Annotated in this window: 26 protein-coding genes and 1 pseudogene; 12 read left to right on the top strand and 15 right to left on the bottom strand. The window is 64.3% G+C overall.

The window, feature by feature from the left end; genetic code table 11:
- Nucleotides 1-27: 27 nt before the first annotated feature.
- From SB749_RS01135 to SB749_RS01115, 5 genes and pseudogenes are all read right to left on the bottom strand, one after another.
- Nucleotides 28-1,698 (bottom strand): FAD-dependent oxidoreductase, encoded by a 1,671-nt coding sequence (locus SB749_RS01135; protein ID WP_410708604.1) that lies wholly within the window; start codon nt 1,696-1,698, stop codon nt 28-30.
- Nucleotides 1,695-2,042 carry a lycopene cyclase domain-containing protein gene (locus SB749_RS01130; RefSeq protein ID WP_181270666.1) on the bottom strand — a complete coding sequence of 116 codons (348 nt, stop codon included), beginning with the start codon at nt 2,040-2,042 and terminating at the stop codon, nt 1,695-1,697. Before SB749_RS01130 ends, SB749_RS01135 begins: the two co-directional genes overlap by 4 nt.
- Before the next feature lie 98 nt (nt 2,043-2,140).
- Nucleotides 2,141-2,470: pseudogene (locus SB749_RS01125) on the bottom strand (lycopene cyclase domain-containing protein); the annotation flags it as partial.
- Nucleotides 2,467-3,717 carry a cytochrome P450 gene (locus tag SB749_RS01120; protein WP_410708603.1) on the bottom strand — a complete coding sequence of 417 codons (1,251 nt, stop codon included), beginning with the start codon at nt 3,715-3,717 and terminating at the stop codon, nt 2,467-2,469. The gene SB749_RS01120 and the pseudogene SB749_RS01125, both read right to left, overlap by 4 nt.
- On the bottom strand, nt 3,714-4,754 hold the full coding sequence (locus tag SB749_RS01115) for a polyprenyl synthetase family protein (RefSeq protein ID WP_410708602.1): 1,041 nt from the start codon (nt 4,752-4,754) through the stop codon (nt 3,714-3,716). The genes SB749_RS01120 and SB749_RS01115 overlap by 4 nt, the downstream gene beginning before the upstream one ends.
- 53 nt (nt 4,755-4,807) lie before the next feature.
- Between SB749_RS01115 and SB749_RS01110 the strand changes: the two genes are divergently transcribed.
- Nucleotides 4,808-5,383, top strand: coding sequence for a MarR family winged helix-turn-helix transcriptional regulator (locus SB749_RS01110; RefSeq protein ID WP_410708601.1), 576 nt, complete (start codon nt 4,808-4,810; stop codon nt 5,381-5,383).
- Between the two features lie 66 nt (nt 5,384-5,449).
- Here SB749_RS01110 and SB749_RS01105 read toward each other — a convergent pair whose 3' ends face one another.
- From SB749_RS01105 to SB749_RS01095, 3 genes are all read right to left on the bottom strand, one after another.
- Nucleotides 5,450-6,343 (bottom strand): SDR family oxidoreductase, encoded by an 894-nt coding sequence (locus tag SB749_RS01105; protein ID WP_410708600.1) that lies wholly within the window; start codon nt 6,341-6,343, stop codon nt 5,450-5,452.
- A 142-nt stretch (nt 6,344-6,485) separates the two neighbouring features.
- Nucleotides 6,486-6,932: a ChaB family protein gene (locus tag SB749_RS01100; RefSeq protein WP_308297804.1), complete on the bottom strand. Its 447-nt coding sequence runs from the start codon at nt 6,930-6,932 to the stop codon at nt 6,486-6,488.
- A gap of 37 nt (nt 6,933-6,969) precedes the next feature.
- Nucleotides 6,970-7,878, bottom strand: coding sequence for a Ku protein (locus tag SB749_RS01095; protein ID WP_410708599.1), 909 nt, complete (start codon nt 7,876-7,878; stop codon nt 6,970-6,972).
- Nucleotides 7,879-8,010: 132 nt separating this feature from the next.
- Here SB749_RS01095 and SB749_RS01090 point away from each other — a divergent pair, with 132 nt between their 5' ends.
- On the top strand, nt 8,011-9,102 hold the full coding sequence (locus tag SB749_RS01090; protein ID WP_410708598.1) for a hypothetical protein: 1,092 nt from the start codon (nt 8,011-8,013) through the stop codon (nt 9,100-9,102).
- Between the two features lie 45 nt (nt 9,103-9,147).
- Here SB749_RS01090 and SB749_RS01085 read toward each other — a convergent pair whose 3' ends face one another.
- The gene (locus SB749_RS01085) at nt 9,148-10,251 is read right to left on the bottom strand and encodes an FUSC family protein (RefSeq protein WP_410708597.1); all 1,104 of its coding nucleotides are present in this window, start codon (nt 10,249-10,251) and stop codon (nt 9,148-9,150) included.
- 238 nt (nt 10,252-10,489) lie between these two features.
- Here SB749_RS01085 and SB749_RS01080 point away from each other — a divergent pair, with 238 nt between their 5' ends.
- From SB749_RS01080 to SB749_RS01065, 4 genes are all read left to right on the top strand, one after another.
- Nucleotides 10,490-10,633, top strand: coding sequence for a GPGG-motif small membrane protein (locus SB749_RS01080; protein WP_162835617.1), 144 nt, complete (start codon nt 10,490-10,492; stop codon nt 10,631-10,633).
- A 36-nt stretch (nt 10,634-10,669) separates the two neighbouring features.
- Nucleotides 10,670-11,926 carry a phospholipase D-like domain-containing protein gene (locus SB749_RS01075; protein ID WP_410708596.1) on the top strand — a complete coding sequence of 419 codons (1,257 nt, stop codon included), beginning with the start codon at nt 10,670-10,672 and terminating at the stop codon, nt 11,924-11,926.
- Between the two features lie 105 nt (nt 11,927-12,031).
- Nucleotides 12,032-12,442 carry a DUF3224 domain-containing protein gene (locus SB749_RS01070; RefSeq protein ID WP_410708595.1) on the top strand — a complete coding sequence of 137 codons (411 nt, stop codon included), beginning with the start codon at nt 12,032-12,034 and terminating at the stop codon, nt 12,440-12,442.
- Between the two features lie 54 nt (nt 12,443-12,496).
- Nucleotides 12,497-13,636: an XdhC family protein gene (locus SB749_RS01065; RefSeq protein WP_410708594.1), complete on the top strand. Its 1,140-nt coding sequence runs from the start codon at nt 12,497-12,499 to the stop codon at nt 13,634-13,636.
- 792 nt (nt 13,637-14,428) lie between these two features.
- Here SB749_RS01065 and SB749_RS01060 read toward each other — a convergent pair.
- Nucleotides 14,429-14,860 (bottom strand): Hsp20/alpha crystallin family protein, encoded by a 432-nt coding sequence (locus SB749_RS01060; protein ID WP_039207043.1) that lies wholly within the window; start codon nt 14,858-14,860, stop codon nt 14,429-14,431.
- A 121-nt stretch (nt 14,861-14,981) separates the two neighbouring features.
- On the opposite strand from SB749_RS01060, the gene SB749_RS01055 reads away from it, so the two are divergent.
- On the top strand, nt 14,982-15,278 hold the full coding sequence (locus SB749_RS01055; RefSeq protein WP_410708593.1) for a MerR family transcriptional regulator: 297 nt from the start codon (nt 14,982-14,984) through the stop codon (nt 15,276-15,278).
- The gene (locus SB749_RS01050; protein WP_410708592.1) at nt 15,275-15,469 is read left to right on the top strand and encodes a hypothetical protein; all 195 of its coding nucleotides are present in this window, start codon (nt 15,275-15,277) and stop codon (nt 15,467-15,469) included. The genes SB749_RS01055 and SB749_RS01050 overlap by 4 nt, the downstream gene beginning before the upstream one ends.
- A gap of 33 nt (nt 15,470-15,502) precedes the next feature.
- Here SB749_RS01050 and SB749_RS01045 read toward each other — a convergent pair whose 3' ends face one another.
- A complete protein-coding gene (locus SB749_RS01045; RefSeq protein ID WP_039207045.1) occupies nt 15,503-15,781 on the bottom strand; it encodes a DUF3263 domain-containing protein in 279 nt (92 codons plus the stop codon).
- Nucleotides 15,782-16,025: 244 nt separating this feature from the next.
- Between SB749_RS01045 and SB749_RS01040 the strand changes: the two genes are divergently transcribed.
- The 4 genes from SB749_RS01040 to SB749_RS01025 are packed head-to-tail and all read left to right on the top strand — an operon-like array spanning nt 16,026 to nt 20,338.
- Nucleotides 16,026-17,114 (top strand): hypothetical protein, encoded by a 1,089-nt coding sequence (locus SB749_RS01040; protein ID WP_410708591.1) that lies wholly within the window; start codon nt 16,026-16,028, stop codon nt 17,112-17,114.
- 56 nt (nt 17,115-17,170) lie between these two features.
- The gene (locus tag SB749_RS01035) at nt 17,171-18,229 is read left to right on the top strand and encodes a hypothetical protein (RefSeq protein WP_410708590.1); all 1,059 of its coding nucleotides are present in this window, start codon (nt 17,171-17,173) and stop codon (nt 18,227-18,229) included.
- A complete protein-coding gene (locus SB749_RS01030) occupies nt 18,213-19,631 on the top strand; it encodes a PIG-L family deacetylase (RefSeq protein WP_410708589.1) in 1,419 nt (472 codons plus the stop codon). The genes SB749_RS01035 and SB749_RS01030 overlap by 17 nt, the downstream gene beginning before the upstream one ends.
- Nucleotides 19,628-20,338 (top strand): glycosyltransferase, encoded by a 711-nt coding sequence (locus SB749_RS01025; protein WP_410708588.1) that lies wholly within the window; start codon nt 19,628-19,630, stop codon nt 20,336-20,338. The genes SB749_RS01030 and SB749_RS01025 overlap by 4 nt, the downstream gene beginning before the upstream one ends.
- Before the next feature lie 63 nt (nt 20,339-20,401).
- Here the strand turns inward: SB749_RS01025 and SB749_RS01020 are convergent, their stop codons facing one another.
- From SB749_RS01020 to SB749_RS01005, 4 genes are read right to left on the bottom strand one after another with little or no spacing between them, the layout of a single operon-like run.
- Nucleotides 20,402-21,061 carry an NTP transferase domain-containing protein gene (locus tag SB749_RS01020; RefSeq protein ID WP_410708587.1) on the bottom strand — a complete coding sequence of 220 codons (660 nt, stop codon included), beginning with the start codon at nt 21,059-21,061 and terminating at the stop codon, nt 20,402-20,404.
- Nucleotides 21,058-23,130 carry a molybdopterin cofactor-binding domain-containing protein gene (locus SB749_RS01015; protein ID WP_410708586.1) on the bottom strand — a complete coding sequence of 691 codons (2,073 nt, stop codon included), beginning with the start codon at nt 23,128-23,130 and terminating at the stop codon, nt 21,058-21,060. Before SB749_RS01015 ends, SB749_RS01020 begins: the two co-directional genes overlap by 4 nt.
- Complete coding sequence (locus SB749_RS01010) at nt 23,123-24,157, bottom strand: FAD binding domain-containing protein (RefSeq protein ID WP_410708585.1); 1,035 nt, start codon at nt 24,155-24,157, stop codon at nt 23,123-23,125. Before SB749_RS01010 ends, SB749_RS01015 begins: the two co-directional genes overlap by 8 nt.
- Nucleotides 24,154-24,666 (bottom strand): (2Fe-2S)-binding protein, encoded by a 513-nt coding sequence (locus SB749_RS01005; protein WP_410708584.1) that lies wholly within the window; start codon nt 24,664-24,666, stop codon nt 24,154-24,156. Before SB749_RS01005 ends, SB749_RS01010 begins: the two co-directional genes overlap by 4 nt.
- Between the last annotated feature and the right edge of the window lie 182 nt (nt 24,667-24,848).

The following is a 24,848-nucleotide window of genomic DNA, read 5'->3' as shown; positions in this document are numbered from 1 at the left end:
CCGGTGACGGGGCTCCGATACCGGCAGTCAGCCCTCGGCCGGTGCTCCACGCCTGTGCCTCGTTGCCCTGCGTCCGCGCAGTGCGCCGAGGAGACCCCGCCGGAGCAGACCGCGCCGAGGCGGCGACCAGATCTCGGTTCCCTCCACCCGCCAACCGGCGAGCAGTTCGTTCGCGGCCATGAACCCCGTCGTCGCCGCGCGTTCCATGAGCGCCACGGGCGCCTCGCAGGCGACGGCGTCGCCGGCGAGCACCAGTCCCGGAAACGCGGTGGTGACGCCGGGGCGGTCGTTGTACGCCCGCGTGTCGGCGAGAGCGCAGTCGTCGGCAATGAGCAGCTCCTGGGCGGTGATGGCGATGTCGGCTGTCTCTGGGTAGACAGCCTGGAGGTCGGCCAGCAGTTGGCGTGTCACGGCTTCCCGGTCGACGTCTTCGGACTCGAACATCGCTCGCGCGCCGCCCCGATGAGCGGTGCCGAGCGCATAGGCGTGGAGTTCGAGGACAGAGCCGCTGTGCGTATGCCGCCACCTCTCCGCCCCGGCCTCGAAGCGTTCGAGGACCGAGATGTTGTCGAGCAGCGCATAGCCGGTCGTGCCGAGGAAGGCCGGGCGGCTCGGATCCACCTCGTCTTCCAGCCACAGTCTCAGCACCGCGAACGGCGGGGCGTTCCGCTGCGAGATGACGCTGCTCAGCCACCGCTCGCGAGCTCCCGTGCCTGCGGCCGGTGAGCCGGGCGCGTGTCCGAGCGCGTCGGTGTCGACCGAGTCCTCGAGTCCGGCCAGCAGCGTTCGAGTGCTCCGCGGATCGGCGGCGAGCACGAGAGCATCGCTCTCGAGCGTCCCGCTCGTCGTCTCGACGCGCCACCCGGCGCGGCCCGCTCTGCCCGGAGGGCGGAGCGCGGTGACCGCGGTATCGGTCTCGATCCGCACCCCCGCCTCGGCGAGGTATTCGCTCAGGGGAGACCACAGTGCGGTGTCGTAGTCGTCGTCGGGGACGTCGAAGAGCAGCCCTTCGGCGGAGCCAGTGAAGTATGTGTGGAACATCGCGACGAGCTCCCCGGCGGAGAAGTCCGCGGGGTGGGCGAAGAACGAGCGGGCGAAGACCTCGAGCGCGAGATGCCGCGCCCCGACCGGGAACCGCAGCCGGTCGAGGAACTGCTCGGCCGACTCTCCGTCGTAGCGTTGATAGGAGTCCGGGAAGTCGACGTCGATGAGTTCGAACGCCGTCGTCAGGTCGACGTCGGCCAGACCGCGCAGCGGGAAGGACGGGCTGGTGAGCACGAATCCCGCGAGACTGAGCGGGGGAGTCCGCGGAATCCGGGCGAAGGAGTCGCGCAGACCGTCCCGACCCACGAGCGGATAGTCCGTGACCGGGACCAGCCGGTCGAGGCAGGGGTCGGTGCGTGCGAGCAGGCTGCGGAGGTTGTAGTACTGACGGAAGAAGGCATGGAATCCGCGGCTCATAGTCCGTCCCCCGTCGAGGCTCCAGGCCCGGACCCGTCCGCCGAGGCTGGACTCGGCTTCGACCAGGTGCACAGTGGCCCCGTGCTCGGCGAGGACCGTGGCCGCGGCCAGTCCGGCGATGCCTCCGCCGACGACGGTCACTCGCTTGGGCCGCAGCAGCCGCGGACGGCCCGGGTGGGAGGGGGTGAGGATCGCGTGCCGGTCGCGGGGGCGCGGCTGGGAGGCAGGACGGCTCATGTGTTCTCCTCTCCGGTGGCCGACATTGAAACAGTCTGACGGTTGAGGCGCCACTGCCAGAGCATGAGGACGGCAGTGATCATGGCGAAGCCGAAGCCGAAGTCCTCGATCGGGATGTCCCACGGGAACCGGATGCCGCTCAGCCCCTCCGGATTGTAGATGACGATGGGATCCGAAAGCTTCGTCAGCCAGCCGTCGACGAAGCACTGGAAGACCAGGCAGATGCTCAGCGCCGCCCAGTACTTCGCCCGGCGGAATATGCCTGAGCGGAAGACGAACAGCTCGAGGCCGACGATGAGGATCATCCCGATGACGGTCATAATCGTGTACTCGGGTACGCTCATCGTTCGTCACCTCCTCCGGACTCGGAGCGCCTGTCAGCGTGCTCCTGTGGCCGGGGCTGGATTGCGGGCCGGGGTGGACTGTCCTGCCGGGGCAGGCTTCCCGGCCGGGTGCGCTTGCGCACCGCCGTGAGCACCGTGCCGACCGCCTCATAGCTGAGCAGGGCGCACAGGGGGATGACGATGAAGAACACGAGCTCCTCGAGCGGCAGGTTGCCGAGGTGGATGCCGGTGACGAATCGCGGGTTGTACACCCAATGGTCACGGGCGATGGCCACGACGTCCCAGAGGCAGAAGACGACGATGACGGGCACGAGAGCCCACAGCACGGTTCTCCACCGACGGTACACCCGAGCCCGGAAGAACAGCTCCAGCGGCAGGGTGATGAGGACGCAGGCACCCATGAGGAGCAGATACTCGAAGGCGCTCACGACAGTCTCCTCTCCGGGCCGGAGCACTCGTCGAAGGCCAGTTGGAGTCCACGCAGCCGGTAGCCCGAGATGACGCTGTCCCAGCCGATCTCCGGCTCGGCGACCAGTCGCGGGCCGCGGTCGAGCAGGCGATGGACGAGGGCATCGGTCTCGAACAGCGCCAGCGATTGCCCCGGGCACTTGTGCGCACCGTCGCTGAAGCTCATGCCGACCGCCGGGACGGCTTCTGCGGTGTGCCGCACGGGGCACAGGGAATGCGGCTCGGGTCCCATCGCCTCTTCATCGGTGTTCGTCGCGCGGACGCAGACGTCGATGAGGTCCCCGGCGGGGATCGTCACGGTGCGATCCGGTGCCGTCACCTCAATGTCGGCCTCCGCGCGTCTAAACAGGTGGCCGACGACCGGCTCGAGGCGGATGATCTCCTCGAGGATCTCCAGCCGCCGCGACTGGTCGGCCGCGAGGTACTCCGCCCCGAGTTCGTCATCTGAGAGCAGATGCCAGCACGCCATGGTGATGAACTCGCGGGTCGTGACCATCCCGGCTGTGCCGTAGGTGACGCACTCGACGAGCATGTCCGACGTGCTGTGTCCGGCCCCGATGAGATGGGACAAGACGTCATCGCGCTGCCTGCGGCGCCGGGCGCGAAGCGCCGGACGAACGTCGGCGAGATAGAACCGGGCGATCGGGACAAGACCGTTGACCGCAGCCTGCAGCCATTGCCGCCGGGTCCGCCCCCAACCGGGGGCGGCGAGGTCGACCGGCGGCTGCGTGAAGAATCCTTCGAGCCGCCGCGACATGCCCGCGATGGAGGATTCGGTCAGTCCCACGACTTCGGAAGTCACGGCCACGGAGAAGTGCAGAGCCACCTCGTCGAGGCGGCACAGGCCGGTCTCGGCAACCCGGCCGACCGTGTCCTGCGCGAGAGCATCGATGCGCTCGCCGTACCTGTCGGCGATCACAGCGGGGGCGAAGAATCGGGCGAGCTCTCGGCGCTGCGAGTCATGGGACTCCCCGTCGGAGATGAGGATCGGGTGGCGGCGGAAGATGCCGCGAGGAATCCGCTCTGCGGTGAATCCGGCTTGAGTCGTGAGGTGTCGGGCCCGCAGCACCTGGCGGGCGGCGTCGAAGGAGCGGATGCGCCAGAGGTCGGGACCGTGTTCGAGTGGCACCTGCTCGACCGGGGGGCCGGCCGGCTCGTCGCCGGGTGCCGCCAGCCGGCTCGGACGGTGCCGATCGGCCCCGCTCATGCGCACCTCAGACTGCAGGCGGAGGTGAGGTCCGCGAGTCTGCCGGCAAGCGCGTGCGGCAGCTCCGCTTCGGCGATGAGCCCGGCGATGGTCTTGCAGTGCTCGGCGATCATCGATTCGACGTATGCCCTCGCCCCGGACTCCTCGATGGCCTGCCGCAGCCGGAGGCCACCCTCGGCGTCGAGGCCCCGATCGCCGAAGAGATGGGCGACCTGCGCCCAGACCGGATGGGCTCGGGCCGTGTTGACGAGCAGAGTCTCCTTGCCTTCTCGGAGGTCGCTGAGTGCGGATTTGCCGGTCTCGTGCTCATCGCCGAAGACTCCGAGGACATCGTCTCTGAGCTGGTAGACGATGCCGATGCGGCGGCCGATGACGCGCAGCCGCTCGACCAGGCTGGCGTCGCTTCCGGCGAGGACAGCGGCGATGGCCAGCGGGGCTTCGAACGAGTAGGAGGCGGTCTTGCAGCCGATCATCGTGAGCACGTCTTCGGAGTCGGCCTCGTCGAGGTGGAGGCTCAGCCACACATCGGACTGTTCTCCGGCGACGCTCTCTGCGATCGTCTCATCGTAGATGTCGAGCACGGCGAGCCGGCGCGGGGTGTCGAGGTCGAGGCGCGCCATGAGGGACTGGGCCTCGTTGAGCATGAGGTCACCGGCGAGCAAAGACGAGGAAGTCCCCCACGTCTGCGCTGCGGCGCTCGTGGCTCCGAGGAGCATGGCCTCGGAGGAGAATTGTCCGGTGATGTTCATCTCTCCTCGACGCACGGTGTCGTTGTCGATGACATCATCGTGGATGACCAGGCCGATGTGCAGCAGCTGCATCGCGCCGGCGGCGTCGATCGCGGCCTGCGTTGCCGTGCCTCCCAGACCCTCATGGGCATCGATGAGCAGGCGGGGTCTGATCATCTTTCCGCCCAACGCCATCCTCGAAAGCGCTTCCCAGAGCTGCTCGTACTGCTGAGTTCGGACTCGAGAGCGTCGCCGAGCAGCGGCGAGGACTTCGACGAGGCGGGATTCGACGGTCAGGACGCTCTCCAATTTCTTTAGCCAGGCGAGAGTTCAATCTAACACGTCAGCGGTATGCTGTCAGCGTGCCGTCCGCAGACTCGAAGGCAGCTGGGCTGACCTACTTCTCGAATGAATCGGAGTTCGCCGATCGTTCGGCCCTGTCCGACGCCGAGATCGCGGAGTGCACCGCCCTGATGGAGGCGCTGCGGCAGTGGCATGAGGCCGAACGCGTCCTCGCCGAGGCGTCGCGGCGGTATATGCAGCTCAACGACAGTGATATGCGCACCATCCGCCTGCTCATCCGCGCGCAGCGGAAGGGACTCATCGTCACTCCCAAGGACATCGCTGCTGCCGTCGGGATCTCCAGCGCCTCGACGACGAAACTCGTCGATCGCCTCGTCGCCGGTGGGCACCTAGTTCGGATTCCGCATCCCCACGACAGGCGCACCACCAGCATCGAGGTGACTGAGGCGACAGCCCAGGCCGCGCATGAGGCGGTCGGCCTCCAGCACGCGCGGCGCTTCGAGGCGATCGCTGCCCTGGACAGCCAGGAGCGCGAGACCGTGCTGCGGTTCCTCTCCGCCATGACCGAAGCCGACCGTCCGCAGGGCGTACTGGCCGACGACGCGGACGGCCGACCGGGAGAGCACCGGGCCTAAGGGCAAATGCGGCGCTCTTCTCGCTTCGGGTCCCACCGCTTCGACGATCATCCCTGGAGCCGACGATCAGGGGGTGGGCTGGCCGCCGTTGACGTTGAGGGTCTCACCGATCACGTAGCTCGACTCCGACGAGGTGAGGAAGACGTACGCAGGTGCGAGCTCAGTCGGCTGTCCGGCCCGGCCCAGCGGAGTGTTCTTGCCGAAGTGCGGCAGCGCCTCCTTCGGCTGGCCGTCGGAGACCTGCAGCGGGGTCCAGATCGGCCCCGGTGCCACGGAATTCACTCGGATGCCCTTCGGAGCCAGCTGAGTGGCCAGTCCCTTCGTGAAGTTGTTGATCGCCGCTTTCGTCGACGCATAGTCGATGAGGTGGGCGGACGGCGAATACGCCTGCACGGAGGTGCTGTTGACGATCGTCGACCCAGGCTCGAGATGCTCGAGCGCGGCCTGGGAGACCCGGAACATCGCGTGGATGTTCGTCCGGAACGTGTCCTCCCACTGCTCGTCCGTGAGGTCGGCGATGTCTTCGACGGCGATCTGTCGGCCGGCATTGTTGACCACCGCATCGAGCCCGCCCAGTTCCTCTGCCGCCCGGCGGACCACTTCGCGGCAGTAGTCGGGGTCGGACAGATCGCCCGGCAGCGGCACGGCTTTGCGACCGGCCTGGCGGATGACTTCGCAGACGTGCTGGGCATCCTCCTCCTCGGCGGGCAGATAGGACAGAGCAACATCGGCGCCCTCACGGGCGAAGGCGATCGCGACGGCGGATCCGATGCCGGAGTCCGAGCCGGTGATCAGCGCCCTGCGACCGCGGAGCCTGCCTGTGCCGGTGTAGCTGTCCTCACCGCGATCCGTGCCGGGGATGAGTTCCGCGTCGAGTCCCGGTTCGGGCTGATCCTGCTTCGGCGGTGAGATGTCGGGAAAGCGAGTGGTGGGGTCCTGGAAGGTCAGCTGGTCGCTCATCGTATTCCTCCTTTATCGTTGGCGGTCGTTTCCACGGGTGTCGAAGACAGACATGGGAATTTCCTTACCGGCGGGTGAGTCATCGGCACCGTTGCCGGAAGATCTCTCCATGCCGCTTCGTTTTCGCTGCTTCGGGTCGGTGTCAGGAGTTCTGCTTCGTCTTGCGCTTGCTCTCCTTCTCGAGTGCGTCGACGAGTTCTTTCTTCGTCATCGACGAACGTCCCGAGATCTTCAGCTTCTTCGCCTGCTCGTAGAGGTGCTCCTTCGAGGAGTTCGCGTCGACTCCGCCGGCGGTCTTGCGGTCGGTGTTCTTGCCACCGGAGCTCTGAGCGTCTGACGGGCCGGAGGAGTCCTTCGCCTCCCACTTGTCGCCGACCTTCTCATAGCTGTGTTTGAGAGCGTCGTAGGCGACCTGGTGAGCGCGCTTCTCGTCTCCGTATTGGTCGATGGCCGAGTCGTAGGCCTTGGCGAAGGTCCGCTGCGCCTTCTTGCTCGACTTCTCCAGCGTCGAGGGCAGCTCGCTCTCCTTCGGCTTTCCTGTCTTCGTCGTCTTCGGCATGGTGTGAACTTCTCCTATCGTGTCGTTCATGGCCAGAGGTTTCTGCAAGGTTGGCTGAGGTTGCACTTCATCCGGTGCGTTTCTTCGGGGCCGATTTCTTCGCCGTCGACTTCTTCGGTTTCGCGCCCGATTTCCTGGACGAGGTCTTCTTCGCATTCGACTTCTTGCCCGGCGTCCCCTGCTTCGACGACCGCGAACTGTCCACGGATTTGCGCAGCGCCTCCATGAGGTCGATGACATCGCCTCCGGTGTCCTCCTCGGAGTCTTCCTCGTCGAAGGTCTTCTCGATGTCGAGGCTCTCGCCGGATTCGATCTTCGCATCGATGAGTTTGCGCAACTCGACCTGGTAGTCGTCGCTGAACTCCTCGGGGGTGAAGTCCTCGGAGTAGGACTCGACGAGTTTCTCCGACATCTCGAGTTCCTTGTCCGAGATCTTCGCCTTCGAGTTCACGCCCTTGAAGTCGACGTCGCGGATCTCATCGGCCCAGCGCAGGGTCTGGATCATGAGGACCTTTCCGCAGACCCGCAACACGGCCAGACGCGTACGGGTGCGCAGAGTGAGCTTGACGATCGCGGTCCGCTCGGTGTCCTCGAGCGTCTTACGCAGCAGGAGGTAGGCCTTCGGCGTCTTCGACGTCGGCTCGAGGAAGTAGGCCTTCTCGAGCATGATGGGGTCGATCTCGTCGCTGGGCACGAATTGCAGGACGTCGATATCGTCGTTGTCCTCTGCCGGAAGAGCCTCGAAGTCCTCACTGGTGAGGACCACGCGGTGCTCGCCGTCGTCGAAAGCCTTATCGATGTCGTCGTACTCGACGGTCTTCCCGCATTCCTCGCAGTGATGCTGATTGCGGATCCGCCCTCCGTCCTTCTTGTGGACCTGATGCATTCGCACGTCGTGGTTCTCCGTGGCCGAGTACAGCTTCACGGGCACATTCACGAGGCCGAAGGCGATGGATCCGGTCCAGATAGCTCTCATGACCCCATTGAAACGCAGGTTTCGAGCACTGGCTAGCCCCCTCAGGCCGACCCGGGAAATGTAGGGAGCAGGCACCAGCCCCGCGCATGGCAGGGGGTAGACGGCTGTCCTCCCGTGCCTGAGGATGACTGAATGGGCTCAGAAGCGAAGGTTGTCGGACTGATGGCCGATCCTGGTGTGCCGCAGAAGATCGCTCAGTCGGTCGCAGGGTCTCTGAAACGAGAATTGGCCGATCGTATCGAGGACATCGAGTGGCACGTCGAAGTCAGTACCGAATCGTTCTTACTTACCCCCGACGGCGATATCCCCTTCATGGACAGAGCCGAAGACCTGCGAAGCCGCTGTGAATGGGACGACATCGTCTACCTGACCGAACTGCCCCGCCACCATGACACTCAGCCGATGCTGTGCGAACTCAGCACTGCCAATCGGGCTCTGCTGGTCTCGGTTCCGGCATTGGGCGCTCATCGTCTTCTGGCACAGACACGGAATCTGGTGGTCGCGCTCATCTTCTCGACGCAGGAGAAGACGAGACAGAGCTCGTTGGAGGACTCCGTGCGATCGATCGCGAAACTCAGAAGTGCGCGTGGGGACCGCGGTGACCCCGGTCTGGGACGGGATGACACCGCATACATCGTGATGCCCGGATGGCTCAACCGGCTGCGGCTGCTGACAGGAATGGTGCGCAGCAACCGGCCCGGGCGGACGCTGCCCGCGCTGACCACCTCCATCGCCGCGGCGGCGGCGGCCGTGGGCACATTCGGTGTCTTCTACAGTTCGATGTGGACATTGGCCGATTCCCTGCATCCGGCGCGTCTGCTCCTGATCGGTCTGCTCGTCATCGCGGCGCTGACCTTCTTGCTGATCTTCCGCAATCGCCTCTGGACCAAGCAGCGCGATGCGGTGTACGCATGGCAGGGCGGGCTGAACAACACCGCCACGGTCATTATGGTGGGTACCAGCGTGGCCCTGATGTTCCTGGTCCTGTTCGCCTTCTTGTTCGCACTGGGACTGGTCGTCGTCGATGATGGTCAGCTCGGTTCCGAACTCATGCATTCCGTGAGCTTCTTCAACTATCCGAGGCTTGCGTGGTTGGCGGCTTGTCTGGGCACATTGGCCGGAGCACTCGGCTCCAACTTCGACAGCGACGATGAGATTCGGCGAGCAACGTACAGCAAGCGCGAAAGCGAACGCCGCGACACCGACGACGAGGCAGGGGCCTGAGCGCTTCGGGCTCAGACCCGCGCGTACGTGCCCAGGGAGTCGGGGTCAGTTGGATTCCCGTGCGCTGCGCGCCGAGGCGACATCGTCGACGATGACGACGATATGGCGCAGGCTCGTGATGAGTGAGCCGTAGATCGGCCACGTGGTCTCTGGAAGCGACCGATCCTGGGAGATATCGGTCGACAGCTGTTGGAGACGGTCGAAGATCGGTTCGACCTCGGCATCGGGATCGGCGATGGACCGTCCGGCATCGGCGACGATCGACGTCCACTCATCGCGGAACCAGGTGTTCCATTCTCTTTCGGATGAGGAGGCCTCACGGAGAGTGCGGGCGAGGTTCCGCAGGTGGGAGATGCCTTCGTCGGCTCTGAACAGGATGTTCTCGTAGCTTTCCTTCTCTGCGGAGTCGGCTGTCTCTGCCCGGCGTCGCAGTCTCCTGGCCCGGATCGCTGTGCGGGGATTGATGCGTCGGCTTTCACGGGCGAATCGCACGGTCTGCCACGCCGATTCGAGCTCTCGGCTCATGGACTCAGTCCGCTCGAACCACTCCTGGGCGGCATCCGAGTCCCAGGAGCGAGAGAACTGGTCCGACATGTCTGTGAGCACTTCGCCCATCTGCCGGTTGACGCTGTCGATATAGCGAGCCGCCTGTCGGTCCCGCAGAGGCGGGACCATGAGGAGATTGACTGCGAGGCCGACTGCCACCCCGAGGGCGAGTTCGAGGAGACGGTCGACGAGCAGAGGCTGCTGGGAGTCGAATCCCGAGCCGAGGATGAAGATCGCCGTCGTCGCGATCGCCACTCCTTCGTCGCGGATCCACGACAGGCGGGCACCGGCCAGACCGACGAACATCGCCAGAGCGAAAGTCCAGAGACCGACACCGAGGTAGTTGCCGATGAGGAAGGACACGCCCACGCCGATCGTCGACGCGATCGTCGTCTGCACCCCTCGAGAGAACGACCGGTAGACGGTGGCGTGGACCGTCAGCAGCGCCGTCCACGGAGCAAGGAACGGCATCTGACTGTCAAGCACGGCGTCAGAGACCCACCAGGCGCCGGTGGCGGCGATCACGCCCTTGGCGATCTGCAGCAGGTCGGTGACGAACTCCGGCCGCCGGAGATATCCCTCCTGTGAGCGATCATGGGGCATGGCTGGCTCCTCGCCTCGAAGTCCGGTCAGAACAGTTCAGCTTCGGCAAAAGTGTACGGGGGTGGTTCGCGCGCTCTTCCATCGGATTCGCTTGCCGGGAGTGTCGTTCCCGGTTCCACCTGCTGACGCACCGTCGCCGTCCTGCCAGGTCAGCGAAGCGGTGTTAGATTGGCGATTCGAAGGCGAACCGGTTGCCGGTAAGCAGCTTTCGCAATCACCGAATGAAGGAGTACTACCCATGGCAGTCATTCTCTGGATCCTCGCAGCGATCCTCGTCATCTCAGGAATCTTCGCCATCTTCAGGAAGCAGATTCTCTGGGGAGTCGTACTCATCGTCGTCGGTTGCCTCGTCGGGCCCGGGGGAGTGAGCATCTTCGGCTGAGACAGGCGGAGAGGACGGACAAGATAGAGTGAGCGGATGTCTCCTCTGAGAAATCCTGCCCTCCGCCAAGCCGACAGTCTGCGGCGAATCGTGCCCTGGGCGGTCGCCGGCCTCGTCAGTGCGGTGCCGGCGACCGTCGCAGCTTCGATGGCCATCGACCTCATCCAGAAACGGGGACGGAAGACGCGCGCTGCTCCGCGACCGGGGACCTTCAGTTCGACGGTCGAAGAGTCAGAGCTCGACATCTACACCGATGGTGCCACTCTCTACGAGGACATGCTCGATGCGATCGGCTCCGCACGCGAGTCGATCCTCATGGAGACGTTCATCTGGAAGAACGACGAGGTGGGTCAGAGGTTCATCGACGCATTCAACGCGGCATCGGCCCGCGGTGTGGAGGTCCATCTCATCTACGACGGCTTCGCCAACCTGTCGGTGCCCAGCTCGTTCTACCATCAGCTCTCCGAGCAGGTCCGTGTGCTGCGTCTGCCGACGGTGGCGCGGAGGTTTTGGCGGGGGCCGATGCGGCATTCGGGTTTCAACCATTCGAAGATCCTCGTCATCGACGACGATGTAGCCTTCGTCGGCGGGTTCAACATCGGCTCTCTCTACGCCCGTCACTGGCGCGACACCCACCTGCGATCGGTCGGCCCCGGAGCCTGGGGTCTGCGGCAGACCATCGCGGAAGTGTGGAACGAGTTCCACGACTCCGGTGAACAGATCGCCTGGGTGCCGCCCGCGGCCTGGGAGTCGAAGCTGCGGGTCTCGGCGAATCTTCCGATCCACCTCGTCTATCCCATTCGCAGCATGTATCTCAACGCCTTCGCCCGTGCGCGGAAGCGGATCTGGCTGACGACACCCTATTTCATTCCCGACCAGCAGCTGCTGCGCTCTCTCGTCGAGGCGGCGGAGCGCGGCGTGGACGTGCGGGTCATGGTTCCGCAGGAGTCCAACCACATCCTCGGCGATTGGCTCTCCCGCGGATTCTTCGAGCAGATGATCAACTCGAAGGTCACGGTTCTGCTCTACACCGCGAGCATGATCCATTCGAAGGTCGCCACTGTCGACGGCGAATGGTCGACGGTGGGCACGGCGAACATCGACCGGCTGTCGTTGACCTTCAACTACGAGACGAATGTCGAAGTCATCGACCGTGCATTCGCCGCCGAGATGGAGAAGGTTTTCGACTGTGACTCCATGCACTGTGTCGAACTCGGTTCGGAGTGGCTCAACCGCCACCGGCTGACCAAACTCGCCGAACGCGCTCTCGTGCCGATGCGCCCCTGGCTGTGACGCGGGCTTTCCGCGCTCTTCCCTCCTGCCCTCTCGCGCGGTCCCATCCCGATCATTTTCGGGGTAGCGTGGACGAGAGGACCCGCCAGCAGAGAGGGCCGATGCATGGACGCATCAGGAGCATTCACCGTCGAGACGTTCACCCCGATCGATCTTCCGCGCGAGGAGACGCCGACGACGGCCACCCCGGTCGGCCTCGCGCGGATGGAGAAGCATTTCACCGGCGAAGTCAGCGGGCACTCGACGACGTTGTTCACCTTCGCTGTGGACCATTCGACCGACGTCGGCGGCTATGTCGCCATGGAGTCGTTCGCAGGGAAGGTGCACGAACGCACGGGCACCTTCAACTTCACCCATTCGGCGACGACCACCGGTGAGGACCGGGACAACGAATCGTTCGTCATCGTCCCGTCGAGCGGCACCGGAGACCTGGCCGGGATCACTGGGACCGGCGGACTGAGGAACGAAGCCGACGGCACCCATCGTGTCTGGCTGACGTACGAACTGCCGGAATAGTCCGTTCGCGTCAAGGCTCTGTCGCTGACGTTCCCGACGGTATAGTCTCGGTCCATGCTTGATGTCCTTCCCGCTGCCGTGACGCGGCTCTTCGGCTCGCCGGAGCCGCAGGACGTCGCCGTCGCGACGATCATCGCGACCGAAGGATCGGTTCCGCGCCCAGCCGGCACATCGATGCTCGTGGATACCGCCGGCGGAATCGTCGGCTCTCTCACCGGGGGATGTGTGGAAGGAGCCGTACTCGAGGCGTGTCAGGACGCGCTCGCCACCGGCGAGGCCTCGGTGCAGGAGTTCGGCTACAGCGACGAGGATGCTTTTTCCGTCGGACTCATGTGCGGTGGCCGCATAGACGTGCTCATCCAGCCCTTCCGCTCAGGCTGTCCCGGTCTGCGATCGGACAGTGGACCGACAGCCGTGGTGATGCGCCTGCCTTCCGCCGATGACGACTGTGCCCCAGCGGCAGCTGTCTCGGCCAGCGCTGTGGATGAGAGCACGGGGCCGAGCACCGAATCCTTGGCCGTCAGACTCGGTCCTCTGGTACCCGAAGACGTGGTCGAGACCGCCGCGCAGCGCGTCGGGGCCTTTATCCGCAGCGGCCGCACCGGCAGCATCCGCCTTGCGCCCCCGGAAGGCCGGAGCGAGCCGATCGAGCTCTTCGTCGAGACCCGCATCGAGCCGGCCCATCTGCTGGTCGTCGGAGCCAACGCCTTCAGTCTCGCCCTCGTCGAAGCGGCCAGACCCTTGGGACTGCGCATCACAGTGTGCGACCCCCGTCCGTCCTTCGCCGACCAGACATCGTTTCCCGGCGCCGAGGTGGTTCGGGCCTGGCCGCACCGATTCCTCACCGAAGCGGCCGCCACCGGTGAGTTCGACACCCGGAGCATGATCTGCGTCCTCAGCCACGACCCGAAGGTCGACATCCCCACCCTGGCCGTCGCACTCGACCTTGACGTGGCCTACGTCGGGGCGATGGGCTCGCGGCGCAGCGACCGCGACCGCCGCGCCGCGCTGCGCGAAGCGGGAGTGGCGAGCCCAGCACTGGCACGGTTGCATTCGCCGATCGGTCTCCATCTGGAGACGTTCACCCCCGCCGAGGTGGCTGTGTCGATCCTCGCAGAGATCCTCGCTGTACGCGGTGGCCGCCGGCAGGTCGTTCCCCTCAGCGACGAACGGGAAGATTCGCCTCTTCACTGAGGCGAAACGAGTCGCCAGTCGCTGGCTGCATCTTCGCATTCGACTTCGATATGTCAGTCATAGCATTCTGTTGTGCCTCATAGTGCCTGCCCCTGGCGTGCGACACGACCTCACCTTCAGGACTACAACTCATGACGAGCGCTAGGAAGCATTCATATGCGATGATCGCTCAGTCATGGGCGATGGCGGACTGTGGCAGTCTTGCCGACAAGTGCCCGAGCGAGTGCTCGAGCGTGCCAGGGCCAGACAATCAACAGTTTCTCCAAGAAGCTGACGAACATGTTCTCCTCGTTTCTCATCTCAACCGAACATGGTCTGACCCCGGGGGATAGCCCGGGGCCAGAAGGGGAAGCCGTGGACGGGCCCGCATCACTTCGTCGTCATTGTGACGTCACTGCCGCGCATCTTGCGTCGAGCACACTGGTAGAAAGAATTGCGGACGCGACCACACGGCTGTGTAGCTCATCCTGGGTGCGGAAACGTCTCACCTCCTTTCATCGAAGATGTCAGCGCCGTTTGAACCGGGGAGGAGAGCGCTGACAAGCGAGGATTCGGTGGGCGATAACCTGGGCTGCTGAGAGGCCGGGAGACCGGAACAGCAGCCACGGTGAGGAGTGCCTGAAGGTCCGGCACTCGCAATGACTCAAAGCCCGCGGTTCATCATCTGCGTGGTGACTCGTGTCGAGGTCGCGCAGTTCGCGGTCGCTGAGGATGATCGCCCAGAACGCAGCATCGATACCCAGCTGGACGTCTGGTGCACACGTCTGCATGGGAACACCCCACCAGTTGTAATTAGGCGCTGATGGCTGCCGGTTCAGCAGAGCCTGAGTTGATGGCGATCTTGCGGGGTTTCGCTGATTCCGCGACCGGGATGCTGAGTGTGAGCACACCGGCGTCGTAGTTCGCCGTGATGTTGCTGGTGTCGAGGTTGTCGCCGAGGACGAGTTGTCGGCTGAAGGTCCCGCGGGGCCGCTCTGCCGCGACCGAAGACTCCCCGTGGTCGGTCGCAGGCCGTTCAGCTTTGACGGTGACGACGTTGTTCTCGACGTCGAGGTCGATGTTGTCAGGATCAATTCCTGGCAGGTCGAGTTCGACGCGGAAAGTATCGCCGTCGCGCCAAGCGTCCATCGGCATCATCACGGGGCGAGCCGTTGTGCCGGTGGCTCCGAAGATTTCTCTGCTCAGGCGTTCGACTTCGCGGAATGGGTCAGTGCGCATCATGATCATTGGTGAAACCTCCTTTGCTGGATGGCGGATTCGTGCAGATGATATGATCTACATCATCTGATAGACATATGATTTAGTCGATCAGAATTCGAATGTCAACACCGTTTCAGGAGGAATTTTGGGACATGGGGAGACGGCGACTTCAGAGTCTGGTGGGCGCTTGTTCTCGATTTCGTGTGTTGCGGAGTTGACCGGTGTCGGGGTGCAGTCATTGCGGCAGTACGAGGCTCGCGGTCTCGTGACGCCTATGCGAAGTGACGGCGGGACGCGGCGGTTCAGTCGCGAGGATATTGCTCGTCTGCGGCGTGTGCGGGAGCTGGTTGACGTGGGCGCGAATCTCGCTAGCATCGGAATCATACTCGATCTCCAGGATGAGAACACCTCGCTTCGGTGCGAATTGAGGAGGATGCAATGAAGGCAGACAGTGTCCGCCCCGGCGTCGAAGTGCCCGGGCCGGATTGGAACGAACAGCTCGTCGACGCCGCAACGCATATCGACGACGGTTACGAAGAGGCTGAGCCTCACTGGGGAGCAATCCGCGAAGCGGATATGGGCGATGTTGCCGATCAATCCATCGTTGTAGAGGTTGATGACGAAGACGGGTGAGAAGCCGCGCTGATCTGATGGCGGCATATCGGGCTATAGGGGGAAGCTGCTGTGCTTCTTCCATCGGCCTTGCCGGCGTTCGAATGCGAACCGTTCCGCCCGCAACCGCCTCACCCGCTCCACAACGTCCGGGGCGTAACCGTATGCGGCGTCCGTATCCACGATCCCCTCGAGCACGATGGCGTACCTCTCTGCTGGAAGTTCGATTCGCTGGCACAACTCGTGTCGCCCCGCCGCAGTAGACGCAGTCTTCTCGAAATCGAGGATCAACCGATCATGCTCGGACAGTTCGTGCACAGTGCCGGGGACCATGGAGACCATTGTGGCACAGCAGAGTTCGACACCGCGTATGTCGCTGCTCACTCTGTCTTGGTCACCTCGATTCAGGGGGACCGCTCGCCGGCCAGTCCGAAGCAGTTGTCCGCGGTTGCGCTGGCGATAGAGCTTCAGACAGCGAAGCCGACGTGTAGGACTACCCCATAGTGATTACGCTCACTAGACTTCGGAACCAGAACAATCTTCTACACAACTCGCTGGTCGAGTAGCGGAGGACTTTATGCCCACCACCTCATCCCAGGCTCTTCAAGTGCTGGTCGTAGCCGACCCAGGTCTGCCCAGCAGGCGAGCGGCTTCCATCCACTCCTCGTTAGAGCGCTATCTGCGTGAGGCGTATGGGGTCACAACGACGCTGTACACTCGCACCGACACGGTCTATCTGACACCCGAGCGCGAGCTGGCTCTAGACGCAGTCGAAGACCTCCGCGCTGATTACCCCGACGTCAACATCATCCTCATCCTCACAGAGATCCCCCGGCACACCAAGGGCGACCCTCTGATCGCCGAAGTCTACTCTGACCGCAACCTTGCGGTCGTCTCATGCCCCACACTCGGCGCGTGGGCCACCAAGCGCCGCATCATCAAAGTCATGATGAGCTCGGTGAACAAGTTGGTTCCGTGGGACCCCGAAGCCACGACGCGCAAATTTCTGCTCGGATGGTCGAACTGGTCGAACAATGAAGACTCCAGCCATCAGTCCCTGCATGCCCACACCATCACCGGAGGCCCACGGCTGATTATGGGGATGACGATTGCCAACGAACCTTGGCGCACGGCTCCGAAACTCTCAGGAGCCCTCGCGGCAGCCTCGGCAACCGGAGCTTTCGGCATCTTCTACAGTTCGATCTGGCAGATGTCGACCTACCTGTCCACCCTCCGGCTGCTCTCAATCGGCGCGCTCGCCATCCTAATGATGGTCGCCTGGTTGATCGTCAGTCACAGACTCTGGGATCGACCGGTCAACGAACGTCTGTCCACGGTGGTCATGTATTACAACCTCTCCACCGTCCTCACACTGCTGATCACTGTGATCGTTCTCTACGCGACACTGGTCGTCCTCATTCTCCTGGGCGGCCTCGTCGTTATCGATCCGGCATTTATGACCCAACAGATTCAACAAGACGCGTCGTTCACCAACTACCTCGACATCGCATGGCTCAGCGCAGCTATGGGTGTGGTCGCCGGCGGCCTCGGTGCCAGCTTCGACACTGATGCCGACGTGCAGAAGCTGACTCATGGCCAGCGGATGCGGCAGCGAGTCTATACAGACAACAGCACAGATGCCGACGACACGGTGGAGAGCAGTTGACTGAGATCTGCCAAGCATCCGAGTTCCGACGAAATGTTCTGCCCGAAGGACGTGAAATGGAAACCCTGTTCGACTCAACCTCGTCTCGGATCATCGCCACACCGTTCGAACCGTGGTGGGAAACTCCAGACTGCAGGGATGATCTCACCGAGGTCGTCACGAGCAGTGCGTCCGCTGTCGACAAGATCACCGCCCTTGCCCGGCTTCTGCAGCTCACAGGGTGCTCACCTCAGATCGATCAATGGGAAAGGCTGCTTCAACTGGCTGCGATCGACATCGGCGTCGCTCGTATGCTTGAACCCCACGTCGACGCTCTGGGCATCCTCGCCGAGGCCGGACACGAAACACCTGACCCCGATTCGGCCTGGGGCGTGTACGCGGCTGACCTGCCCACACATCGCGTGAACGTGATCGATGCCGGTGCGGAGAACCTCCTCACCGGCACGAAAGCGTGGTGCTCTTTGGCCGCGGAACTCACCGACGCGATCGTCATCGCCAGCGGCAGCGACGGGAACCGAGCCTACGCGGTGAATCTTCGGCACCCTCGTGTACGACCGCAGACAGGTGCTTGGCCGAGTCTGGGTCTCAGAGAAATCCCGAGCGGCTCAGTCGTCTTCGACCGAGCACCAGCGACGAGTGTCGGCCCCCCGAATTGGTACCTTGACCGGCCCTCTTTCGCTTGGGGTGGGATTCGCGTGGCAGCCTGCTGGTTCGGTGGAGCATTGGGACTGGCCCGGCGTGCAGCCCAAACCCACCTGAACAGGGCTTGGCGCTCGCCCATGGGAGAGATGCAGCTCGGGCAGCTTGATGCTGAGATCTTCGCGGTCCGCACCATGTTGGCGCAAACTGCTGCTGCAGCGGATGGGGATGAGAAGTTCTCGCGAGAACACGCGTGGAGACTGGCTCTGAGAGTTCGCAACAACATATACCGCAGTGCCCAACGGATCCAGCTTCTGAGCCGGGAGCTGGCCGGTCCCGCGGTTCTGACGAGTGATGCGGCATTTGCCAAAGCTGACGCTGATCTCACCGTCTACCTCAGTCAGCATCACGGGCCTCGGGACGAAGCTGCTTTGGGCGAGAACATCTGTGCAGAGTCAGATGTCGATGAGGTTTAGCCACCAAGACCGCAGCACCAGAGAAGCTGCCTGGGTGCAGGCGGGTGCCCTTGATCTTCCGGCGGTTCCGGAGAGCACAATCGCCACAGGCGGAACCATCATCGTCCTTGCCGCACACCCAGACGATGAAGCGCTGGGAGCCGCTGCGCTGCTCGCACGTGCCGATGAGTGGAGCTGCCAGCTGAAAGTCCTACTCTTCAGCGCAGGCGAGAAATCGCACCCTGAGTCGCCGACGTATACCGGCGACCAGCTCAAAAGCATCCGTCTGGAGGAGTTCGATCGTGCGCTGAGCACCTTCGACAAGGTGCACTCCAGTCGATTTCTCGATCTGCCCGACGGTCAGCTGCCCGAATATTCAAGCCAGATCAGAGACGCGATCCGACAGGAGATCGCACGATCACATGGGCCGGTGACACTCGTTGCGCCTTACAGCCGGGATGGGCACTGTGACCACGAGGCGGTGGGCGCCGCGACGCTGGACATCGGGCGATCACATCATGCCGTAGTGCTCGAATATCCCATCTGGTTCTGGCACTGGGCTGCTCCCACAGACCCTCGGTGGCAGGCCTGGCGGATCTTAGCCGACCCACAAGGTCTCGATCGAAATGCTCTGCTCGCGTGTTACCCGTCGCAGACAGAAGCGCTGTCGGATCGGCACGGGGACGAAGCGATCCTCACCAGCGCCCATTTGGAACACTTCATCCGGAGCCACGATACCTTCGTGATCACGGATTTCAGATCCGGTGAGGCATCGCCGAGCTCTGGTCAGGAGGGAATAGGCTCGCGGATCAATGATGCGTCCACTGCGTCGGCGGTGTTCGATGATGTGCACAGAGAACGCAGTGATCCGTGGACGGTGTGGGATTCCGAATACGAAATCGCCAAACGCGAGACCCTTGTGTCCCACCTCCCGTCGACCTCGTTCTCCCACATTCTCGAGATCGGTTGTTCAGTCGGCGCTTTGACTCGAGAGCTTGCCGCTTACAGCGTCAGAGTGACAGCTGTCGATGCCAGCTGCGAGGCGCTGAAAACAGCGAAACGTCTGCAGACGACCACTGCAGCCGAAATAGCCTTCCTGCACGCCACTGTCCCATACGAATGGCCCGAAGGGCATTTCGACTGCGTCGTCCTCTCAGAGACCGGCTTCTATCTGACACGTGCACAGCTGCAACGAACGTTGGAGCGCATTGATGAATCAACCCCATCGCGCTTTGTGCTCGTTCTCTGTCATTGGAAGGGCGACATCGAAGATTGGCCTCTGACCGCCGATGAAGTCCATGACGCGTGCCTGGACTACTGGCCCCGACTGCGGACCGATTTTCGCTCCGAGGCCGAGTATCGTCTCGATATCGTGACGGTGGACAAAACTGACGATTTCCTCCCTGCGGAAGCCGTTGAGTGATCACGCACTTGGGCATTGTCATCCCGGCTCACAATGAACAAGACGAGATCCTCGGCTGTCTCGACTCGGTGGCCCAAGCGTGTGTTCAGGTCCCTGACGGGCTCGCGCCGTTGTCCACTCGAATCCTCGTCGTGGCCGACGCCTGTAGCGATGAGACGGTGAGTCGCGTCGCAGACTTCGCCGAACAGCATCCACAAGTCACGATACTTGAGACGTCGCTCAAGAACGTTGGCAGTGCCCGGAATTTCGCCTGGAATCACTTCAATCAGGTGGTTGAAGCTGATCGTGATGTCAACTTCGACCTGACATGGATTGCGTTCACCGATGCGGACAGCAGAGTTCCCACCCACTGGCTGACGACGCACCTTGCCATGGCGGAAGCCGGAAGCGACTGCCTGGTCGGCACGGTGTCGCCTCGACCTGATACCGGGTCGGCAGCGCTGATCGCGAAATGGCACTCTCACCATACGTTACTTGAAGACCATCCCCACGTGTTCGGCGCGAACCTGGGCATTCGAGGCTCGTATCTCAACATCATCGGCGGCATGCCTCAGCTGCCACTCGGCGAAGATGCCGCAACTGTTGCTGCCGTGCTCGCCGCGGGGGGAAACGTGAGACGCACCGACACCTGCCGGGTTCTCACCTCGGCCCGTCTGGAGGGACGCGCGGAGGGAGGCTTCAGCAGCTTTATGCAGAGCCTTCTTTGAGACCCGACTCTGCTCACAGCACTTCAGGGCGCCTCCGGCCGAGTTGCTCCCGACAACCCAGAGCTAATCGCGAAACCTGACGACTGTCAGCCTGTGCAGGTCCTTGGGCACATCGACATCGGCCCCGTCGTCGAGGTCGGAGCAGTCGACGAGGTCGACGACAGATCTGTGCGTCGCGAGCAGGTCGCGGGCACCGACGTCGCTGTGCGCGGCGGCAGCCGCCTGGCTCGTCCAGCTCTCGTCGAAGAGCACAGGGTGACCGCGGTGCAGCGACCCATTCGCATCACAGTGGCCCGCAGCGGTGATGGCACGGGGACGATGGGCGGCGATGAGACGAGCGACTTCCGCCGCACAGATTCCGGGACGGTCCACAGGTGTGACCATAACGTCGGGTCCGGGGCCGATCGCCTGCAGGCCGCGGCGCAGAGAGGAACCCATACCCGAAGACCAGTCAGGGTTGAACGCGACGGACACGCGGTCACACCCGCCCAGCAGGCTCGCGACCTGCTCGCTGCAGGCTCCGGTGACGACTGTGACGTCCCGGCAGCCACCGTCGAGCAGGGCGAGGACCATCGACTCCACCAGGGTGAGCCCGTCCTCCCGCGTCAGCAGTGCCTTCGGCCCTCGGCCGAGGCGTCGTCCGGCTCCGGCGGCGAGGATGAGTCCTCTCGGGGGACCGGGGACGGGTCGTTTGGGAGGAGTCGACCCGGTCTCGCCGCTCACGTCGGCAGGAACGCGTCGCCGAAGATCGGCAGATCGCGGACTCGGACTCCGGTGGCGTTGAAGGCGGCGTTCGCGATCGCGGCTGCGGCACCGACGATGCCGATCTCACCGACGCCGCGCGCGCCGAGGGGACCGGCGTGCGGGTCCTTCTCGTCGAGCCAATCTGCCTCGATGTCGGTGATGTCTGCGTTGACGGGAACGTGATACTCCGCGAGGTCGTGGTTGACTACGTGACCGAAGCGCGGGTCGAGCTCGCCCTTCTCATGCAGAGCCATCCCGACGCCCATGGTCATGCCGCCGATGAGCTGTGAGCGTGCGGTGCTCGGGTTGACGATCTGACCGGCGGAGAACATGCCGAACATGCGGTCGAGTCGGATCTCACCGGTGGTCGGCTGGATGCGGACCTCGGCGAAATGGGCGCCGAAAGAGTGCAGGGCGAACTTCTCCGCCGCGGGATTGGCCTCGGCCTCACCCTGGGCCTCGGCGCCGATGGCAGGATCGGCTCCGTGCTCGGAACGGAGCTCCTGGGCTGCGGAGACGATCGCCGTGCTCCAACTCGCCAAACCCGTGGATCCGCCGGCCACGGTCGCGTTCGGCAGCGCGGTGTCGCCGATTCGCAGATCTACTTGCCCGATGGGAACTCCGAGAGCGTCCGCGGCAGTCTGAGACAGGACGGTCCACGTCCCGGTGCCCAGATCGGCGGCACCGATCGAGACCTCGAAGCCTTCGGGAGTGCGGCGGATCCGCGCGACGGAGCCCGGCTGCCGACCGGCCGGGTAGGTCGCAGAGGCCACGCCCATGCCGATGAACCAGCCGTTCTCCTGACGGGTGCGCGGCTGCGGATTCCGCTTCTCCCAACCGAAACGGTCTGCTCCTTCTCGCAGACAATCGACGAGGCGGCGCTGGTTGAATGGCAGCCCGGTGTCCGGGTCGGTGGTCGGGTCATTGCGCACCCGCAGCTCGATGGGGTCGAGGCCGGCGGCCACTGCGAGTTCGTCCATGGCGATTTCGAGTCCGACCATGCCTGGAGCCTCGCCGGGAGCACGCATCCAGGAGGGCACCGGCACGTCGAGCGGAACCACTCGCTGGGTGAGGCGGCGGTTGTCGCCTGCGTACATCATGCGGCCCGGCTTCGTCGACTCCTCGGGGAACTCCTTGGTCTGCGAGGACATTGAGATCGCATCATAAGCGAAGGCCGTGAGCGTGCCGTCGGCTCTCGCGCCCAGACGGATGTGCTGCAGGGTCGGAGCTCGATAGCCGGTGATCGAGAACATCTGCTGCCGGGTCACGGCATATTTCACGGGTCGACCCGGCACCGCCTGTGCCGCGAGGGCAGTGAGCATCATATCCGCGTGGGGGAGGCCCTTGGAGCCGAAGCCGCCGCCGACGTGCGGGGAGATGATGCGGATCTTCTCCTGCTCCACCCCGAGGATCGGCGCCAATGTCGCGCGTGCGGGGTGCACACCCTGTGTCGAGGTCCACAGGGTCAGTTCGTCTCCGTCCCAGAGGGCGACGGTAGTATGCGGTTCCATGGGATTGTTGTGCTCCATGGGGGTGCTGTAGCGCTCATCGATGGATACGGCCGCCTCAGCGAGGGCTGTGTCGACATCGCCTGTGCGCACATCCCCGCTGCCCGACTCCGGTTCCCGGGAAGCAGGGTGATCCTCGCGCAGCTCGACGTCGTGATCGTCCTGCACATAGGTGATCTCGACGAGGCCTGCCGCGTGGCGGGCCCGCTCGGGGGTGGTCGCGATGACAGCGCCGAGGTACTGGCCGCGGAATCCGATCTCGGCAGAGCGCAGGATCGCGAGTTCGCCGTCATCGGTGCTCGCCAACTCGGGTGCGTTGTCGGCGGTGAGCACGTACACCACCCCCTCGGCTGCTTCCGCCGCGGAGACATCGATGTGCGCTGTGCGTCCGCGGGCGATCCCCGCCTGCAGGGGGTAGAGGTAGAGAGGATCGGTCAGGGGGTGTTCGTAGGCGTAGGGGGCGCGTCCACGCACCTTGTCGGGTCCGTCGAGGCGCACCTGGTGCGTGCCGACGGACGTGGTCGTGAGCAGGTCACTCATGAGTGGCCTCCGTGGTCGTCTCCGGCAGGGCTTCCGACGCTCCGGCGAGCTCGGCGAGCACGGTGGTGATCGCTCCGCGGGTCATCGGAACCTTGAAGCTGTTGCCCTCGAGGGGTTCGGCGGTCTCGAGCTCGGCGTCGGCAGCTGCCAGGAACGTCTCGGCGGTCGGTTCCGCGCCACGCAGCACTGCCTCGGCGGCGCGTGCACGCCAGGGTTTGTGTGCGACTCCGCCGAGGGCGATCGAGGCCTCACGGATGATCGGTGCCGGTCCCGAGGCGTCGACGTCGACCCGGGCCGCGACGGAGACGAGAGCGAAAGCGTAGGAAGCGCGATCGCGGATCTTCCGATACGTCGCGGCGCCGGGCCGTGGGGGAGGGAGCTCGAGCGCCGTGATGAGCTCCCCGTGTTCGAGGACCGTGTCCTGCTCAGGGCGATCCCCGGGCAGCCGGTGAAGCTCGGTGACCGGGATCCGGCGCTCACCGGTCGCACCGAGGACGACGACTGTGGCATCGAGTGCGGCCAGAGCGACGGCCATATCGGAGGGATGCGTGGCCACGCAGTCCGCCGAGGCACCGAGGATCGCGTGGTAGCGGGTGTAGCCGCCGATGGCCGAGCAGCCGGCACCGGGCTCGCGTTTGTTGCAGGGGGTCGAGGTGTCCTGGAAGTACACGCATCGGGTGCGCTGCAGCAGATTCCCGCCCATCGTGGCCGCGTTGCGCAGCTGACCGGAGGCACCGGAGAGCAGGGCACGTGCGAGCATCGGGTAGTCGCGTCGGATGCGCGGGTCGGCGGCGGCGTCGCTGTTGCGCACCATCGCACCGATCCGCAGGCCCCCGTCGTCGAGTGCCTCGACCTCCGTGAGCTCGAGACGATTGATGTCGACGACGAGACCTGGTTCTGCGACGCCCAGTTTGAGATGATCGACGAGGTTCGTACCTCCGGCCAGGAACACCGCATCGGGACGATCGGTGACAGTCGTGACGGCTCCGGCGGCATCGGCGGCGCGTTCGTAGTCGAAGGGATTCATCGTGACTCCTCTGCGGCTCGGCGCACGGCCGCGACGATGTTGACATAGGCTCCGCAGCGGCAGAGGTTGCCGCTCATTCGCTCGCGGATCTCCTCCTCGGACAGCTCCACCGGTCCCTCGAGGTCTTCGGTGACCACGCTCGGTGCGTTGTCGGCGGCTTCGGCCAGCATGCCTGCGGCCGAACAGACTTGGCCCGGTGTGCAGTACCCGCACTGGAACGCTTCGTGGGCGAGAAATGCCCGATGCAGGGTAGAGAGTTCACCCTCGGGGGCCAGACCGTCGGCGGTCATGACCTCGGCACCGTCGTGGGTGAGCGCGAGCGCCAGGCAGGAGTTGAGCCGCCGACCGTCGACGAGGACGGTGCAGGCCCCGCATTGGCCGTGGTCGCAGCCCTTCTTCGTGGACATCACCCCCAGCCGGTCCCGCAGGGCATCGAGAAGGGAGGTTCGGGAATCCACGACCAGGGTGTGCTCCTGGCCGTCGACGGTGAGGTGCAGCGAGTGTCCCATGAGGGCCCTCCAGACAGCGTTGTCGACGTCCGTCAAACCTAACCCCGTTCGGACACCCCGACAAGAGGGGTCACCGGAGCCGAGGGTGTTCGGGCCGCCCCGCACCCCCTGTTGCACATGATCGGCGCGAAGTACGGTGAAAGGACTATCCAGCACGAACGGTGCACGCGAGGAGGTGCTCA

Source organism: Brevibacterium sp. SIMBA_078 (assembly GCF_046534565.1).
Classification (GTDB): domain Bacteria; phylum Actinomycetota; class Actinomycetes; order Actinomycetales; family Brevibacteriaceae; genus Brevibacterium.
This window is presented reverse-complemented; position numbering and strand designations above follow the sequence as displayed.

What these genes read in the sequence shown, in the direction of transcription:
- SB749_RS01135 (WP_410708604.1), bottom strand. Translation starts at nt 1,698, where the DNA reads ATGAGCCGTCCTGCCTCCCAGCCGCGCCCCCGCGACCGGCACGCGATC.
- SB749_RS01130 (WP_181270666.1), bottom strand. Translation starts at nt 2,042, where the DNA reads ATGAGCGTACCCGAGTACACGATTATGACCGTCATCGGGATGATCCTC.
- SB749_RS01120 (WP_410708603.1), bottom strand. Translation starts at nt 3,717, where the DNA reads ATGAGCGGGGCCGATCGGCACCGTCCGAGCCGGCTGGCGGCACCCGGC.
- SB749_RS01105 (WP_410708600.1), bottom strand. Translation starts at nt 6,343, where the DNA reads ATGAGCGACCAGCTGACCTTCCAGGACCCCACCACTCGCTTTCCCGAC.
- SB749_RS01100 (WP_308297804.1), bottom strand. Translation starts at nt 6,932, where the DNA reads ATGAACGACACGATAGGAGAAGTTCACACCATGCCGAAGACGACGAAG.
- SB749_RS01095 (WP_410708599.1), bottom strand. Translation starts at nt 7,878, where the DNA reads ATGAGAGCTATCTGGACCGGATCCATCGCCTTCGGCCTCGTGAATGTG.
- SB749_RS01090 (WP_410708598.1), top strand. Translation starts at nt 8,011, where the DNA reads ATGGGCTCAGAAGCGAAGGTTGTCGGACTGATGGCCGATCCTGGTGTG.
- SB749_RS01085 (WP_410708597.1), bottom strand. Translation starts at nt 10,251, where the DNA reads ATGCCCCATGATCGCTCACAGGAGGGATATCTCCGGCGGCCGGAGTTC.
- SB749_RS01080 (WP_162835617.1), top strand. Translation starts at nt 10,490, where the DNA reads ATGGCAGTCATTCTCTGGATCCTCGCAGCGATCCTCGTCATCTCAGGA.
- SB749_RS01075 (WP_410708596.1), top strand. Translation starts at nt 10,670, where the DNA reads ATGTCTCCTCTGAGAAATCCTGCCCTCCGCCAAGCCGACAGTCTGCGG.
- SB749_RS01070 (WP_410708595.1), top strand. Translation starts at nt 12,032, where the DNA reads ATGGACGCATCAGGAGCATTCACCGTCGAGACGTTCACCCCGATCGAT.
- SB749_RS01065 (WP_410708594.1), top strand. Translation starts at nt 12,497, where the DNA reads ATGCTTGATGTCCTTCCCGCTGCCGTGACGCGGCTCTTCGGCTCGCCG.
- SB749_RS01050 (WP_410708592.1), top strand. Translation starts at nt 15,275, where the DNA reads ATGAAGGCAGACAGTGTCCGCCCCGGCGTCGAAGTGCCCGGGCCGGAT.
- SB749_RS01045 (WP_039207045.1), bottom strand. Translation starts at nt 15,781, where the DNA reads ATGGTCCCCGGCACTGTGCACGAACTGTCCGAGCATGATCGGTTGATC.
- SB749_RS01040 (WP_410708591.1), top strand. Translation starts at nt 16,026, where the DNA reads ATGCCCACCACCTCATCCCAGGCTCTTCAAGTGCTGGTCGTAGCCGAC.
- SB749_RS01035 (WP_410708590.1), top strand. Translation starts at nt 17,171, where the DNA reads ATGGAAACCCTGTTCGACTCAACCTCGTCTCGGATCATCGCCACACCG.
- SB749_RS01030 (WP_410708589.1), top strand. Translation starts at nt 18,213, where the DNA reads ATGTCGATGAGGTTTAGCCACCAAGACCGCAGCACCAGAGAAGCTGCC.
- SB749_RS01015 (WP_410708586.1), bottom strand. Translation starts at nt 23,130, where the DNA reads ATGAGTGACCTGCTCACGACCACGTCCGTCGGCACGCACCAGGTGCGC.
- SB749_RS01010 (WP_410708585.1), bottom strand. Translation starts at nt 24,157, where the DNA reads ATGAATCCCTTCGACTACGAACGCGCCGCCGATGCCGCCGGAGCCGTC.
- SB749_RS01005 (WP_410708584.1), bottom strand. Translation starts at nt 24,666, where the DNA reads ATGGGACACTCGCTGCACCTCACCGTCGACGGCCAGGAGCACACCCTG.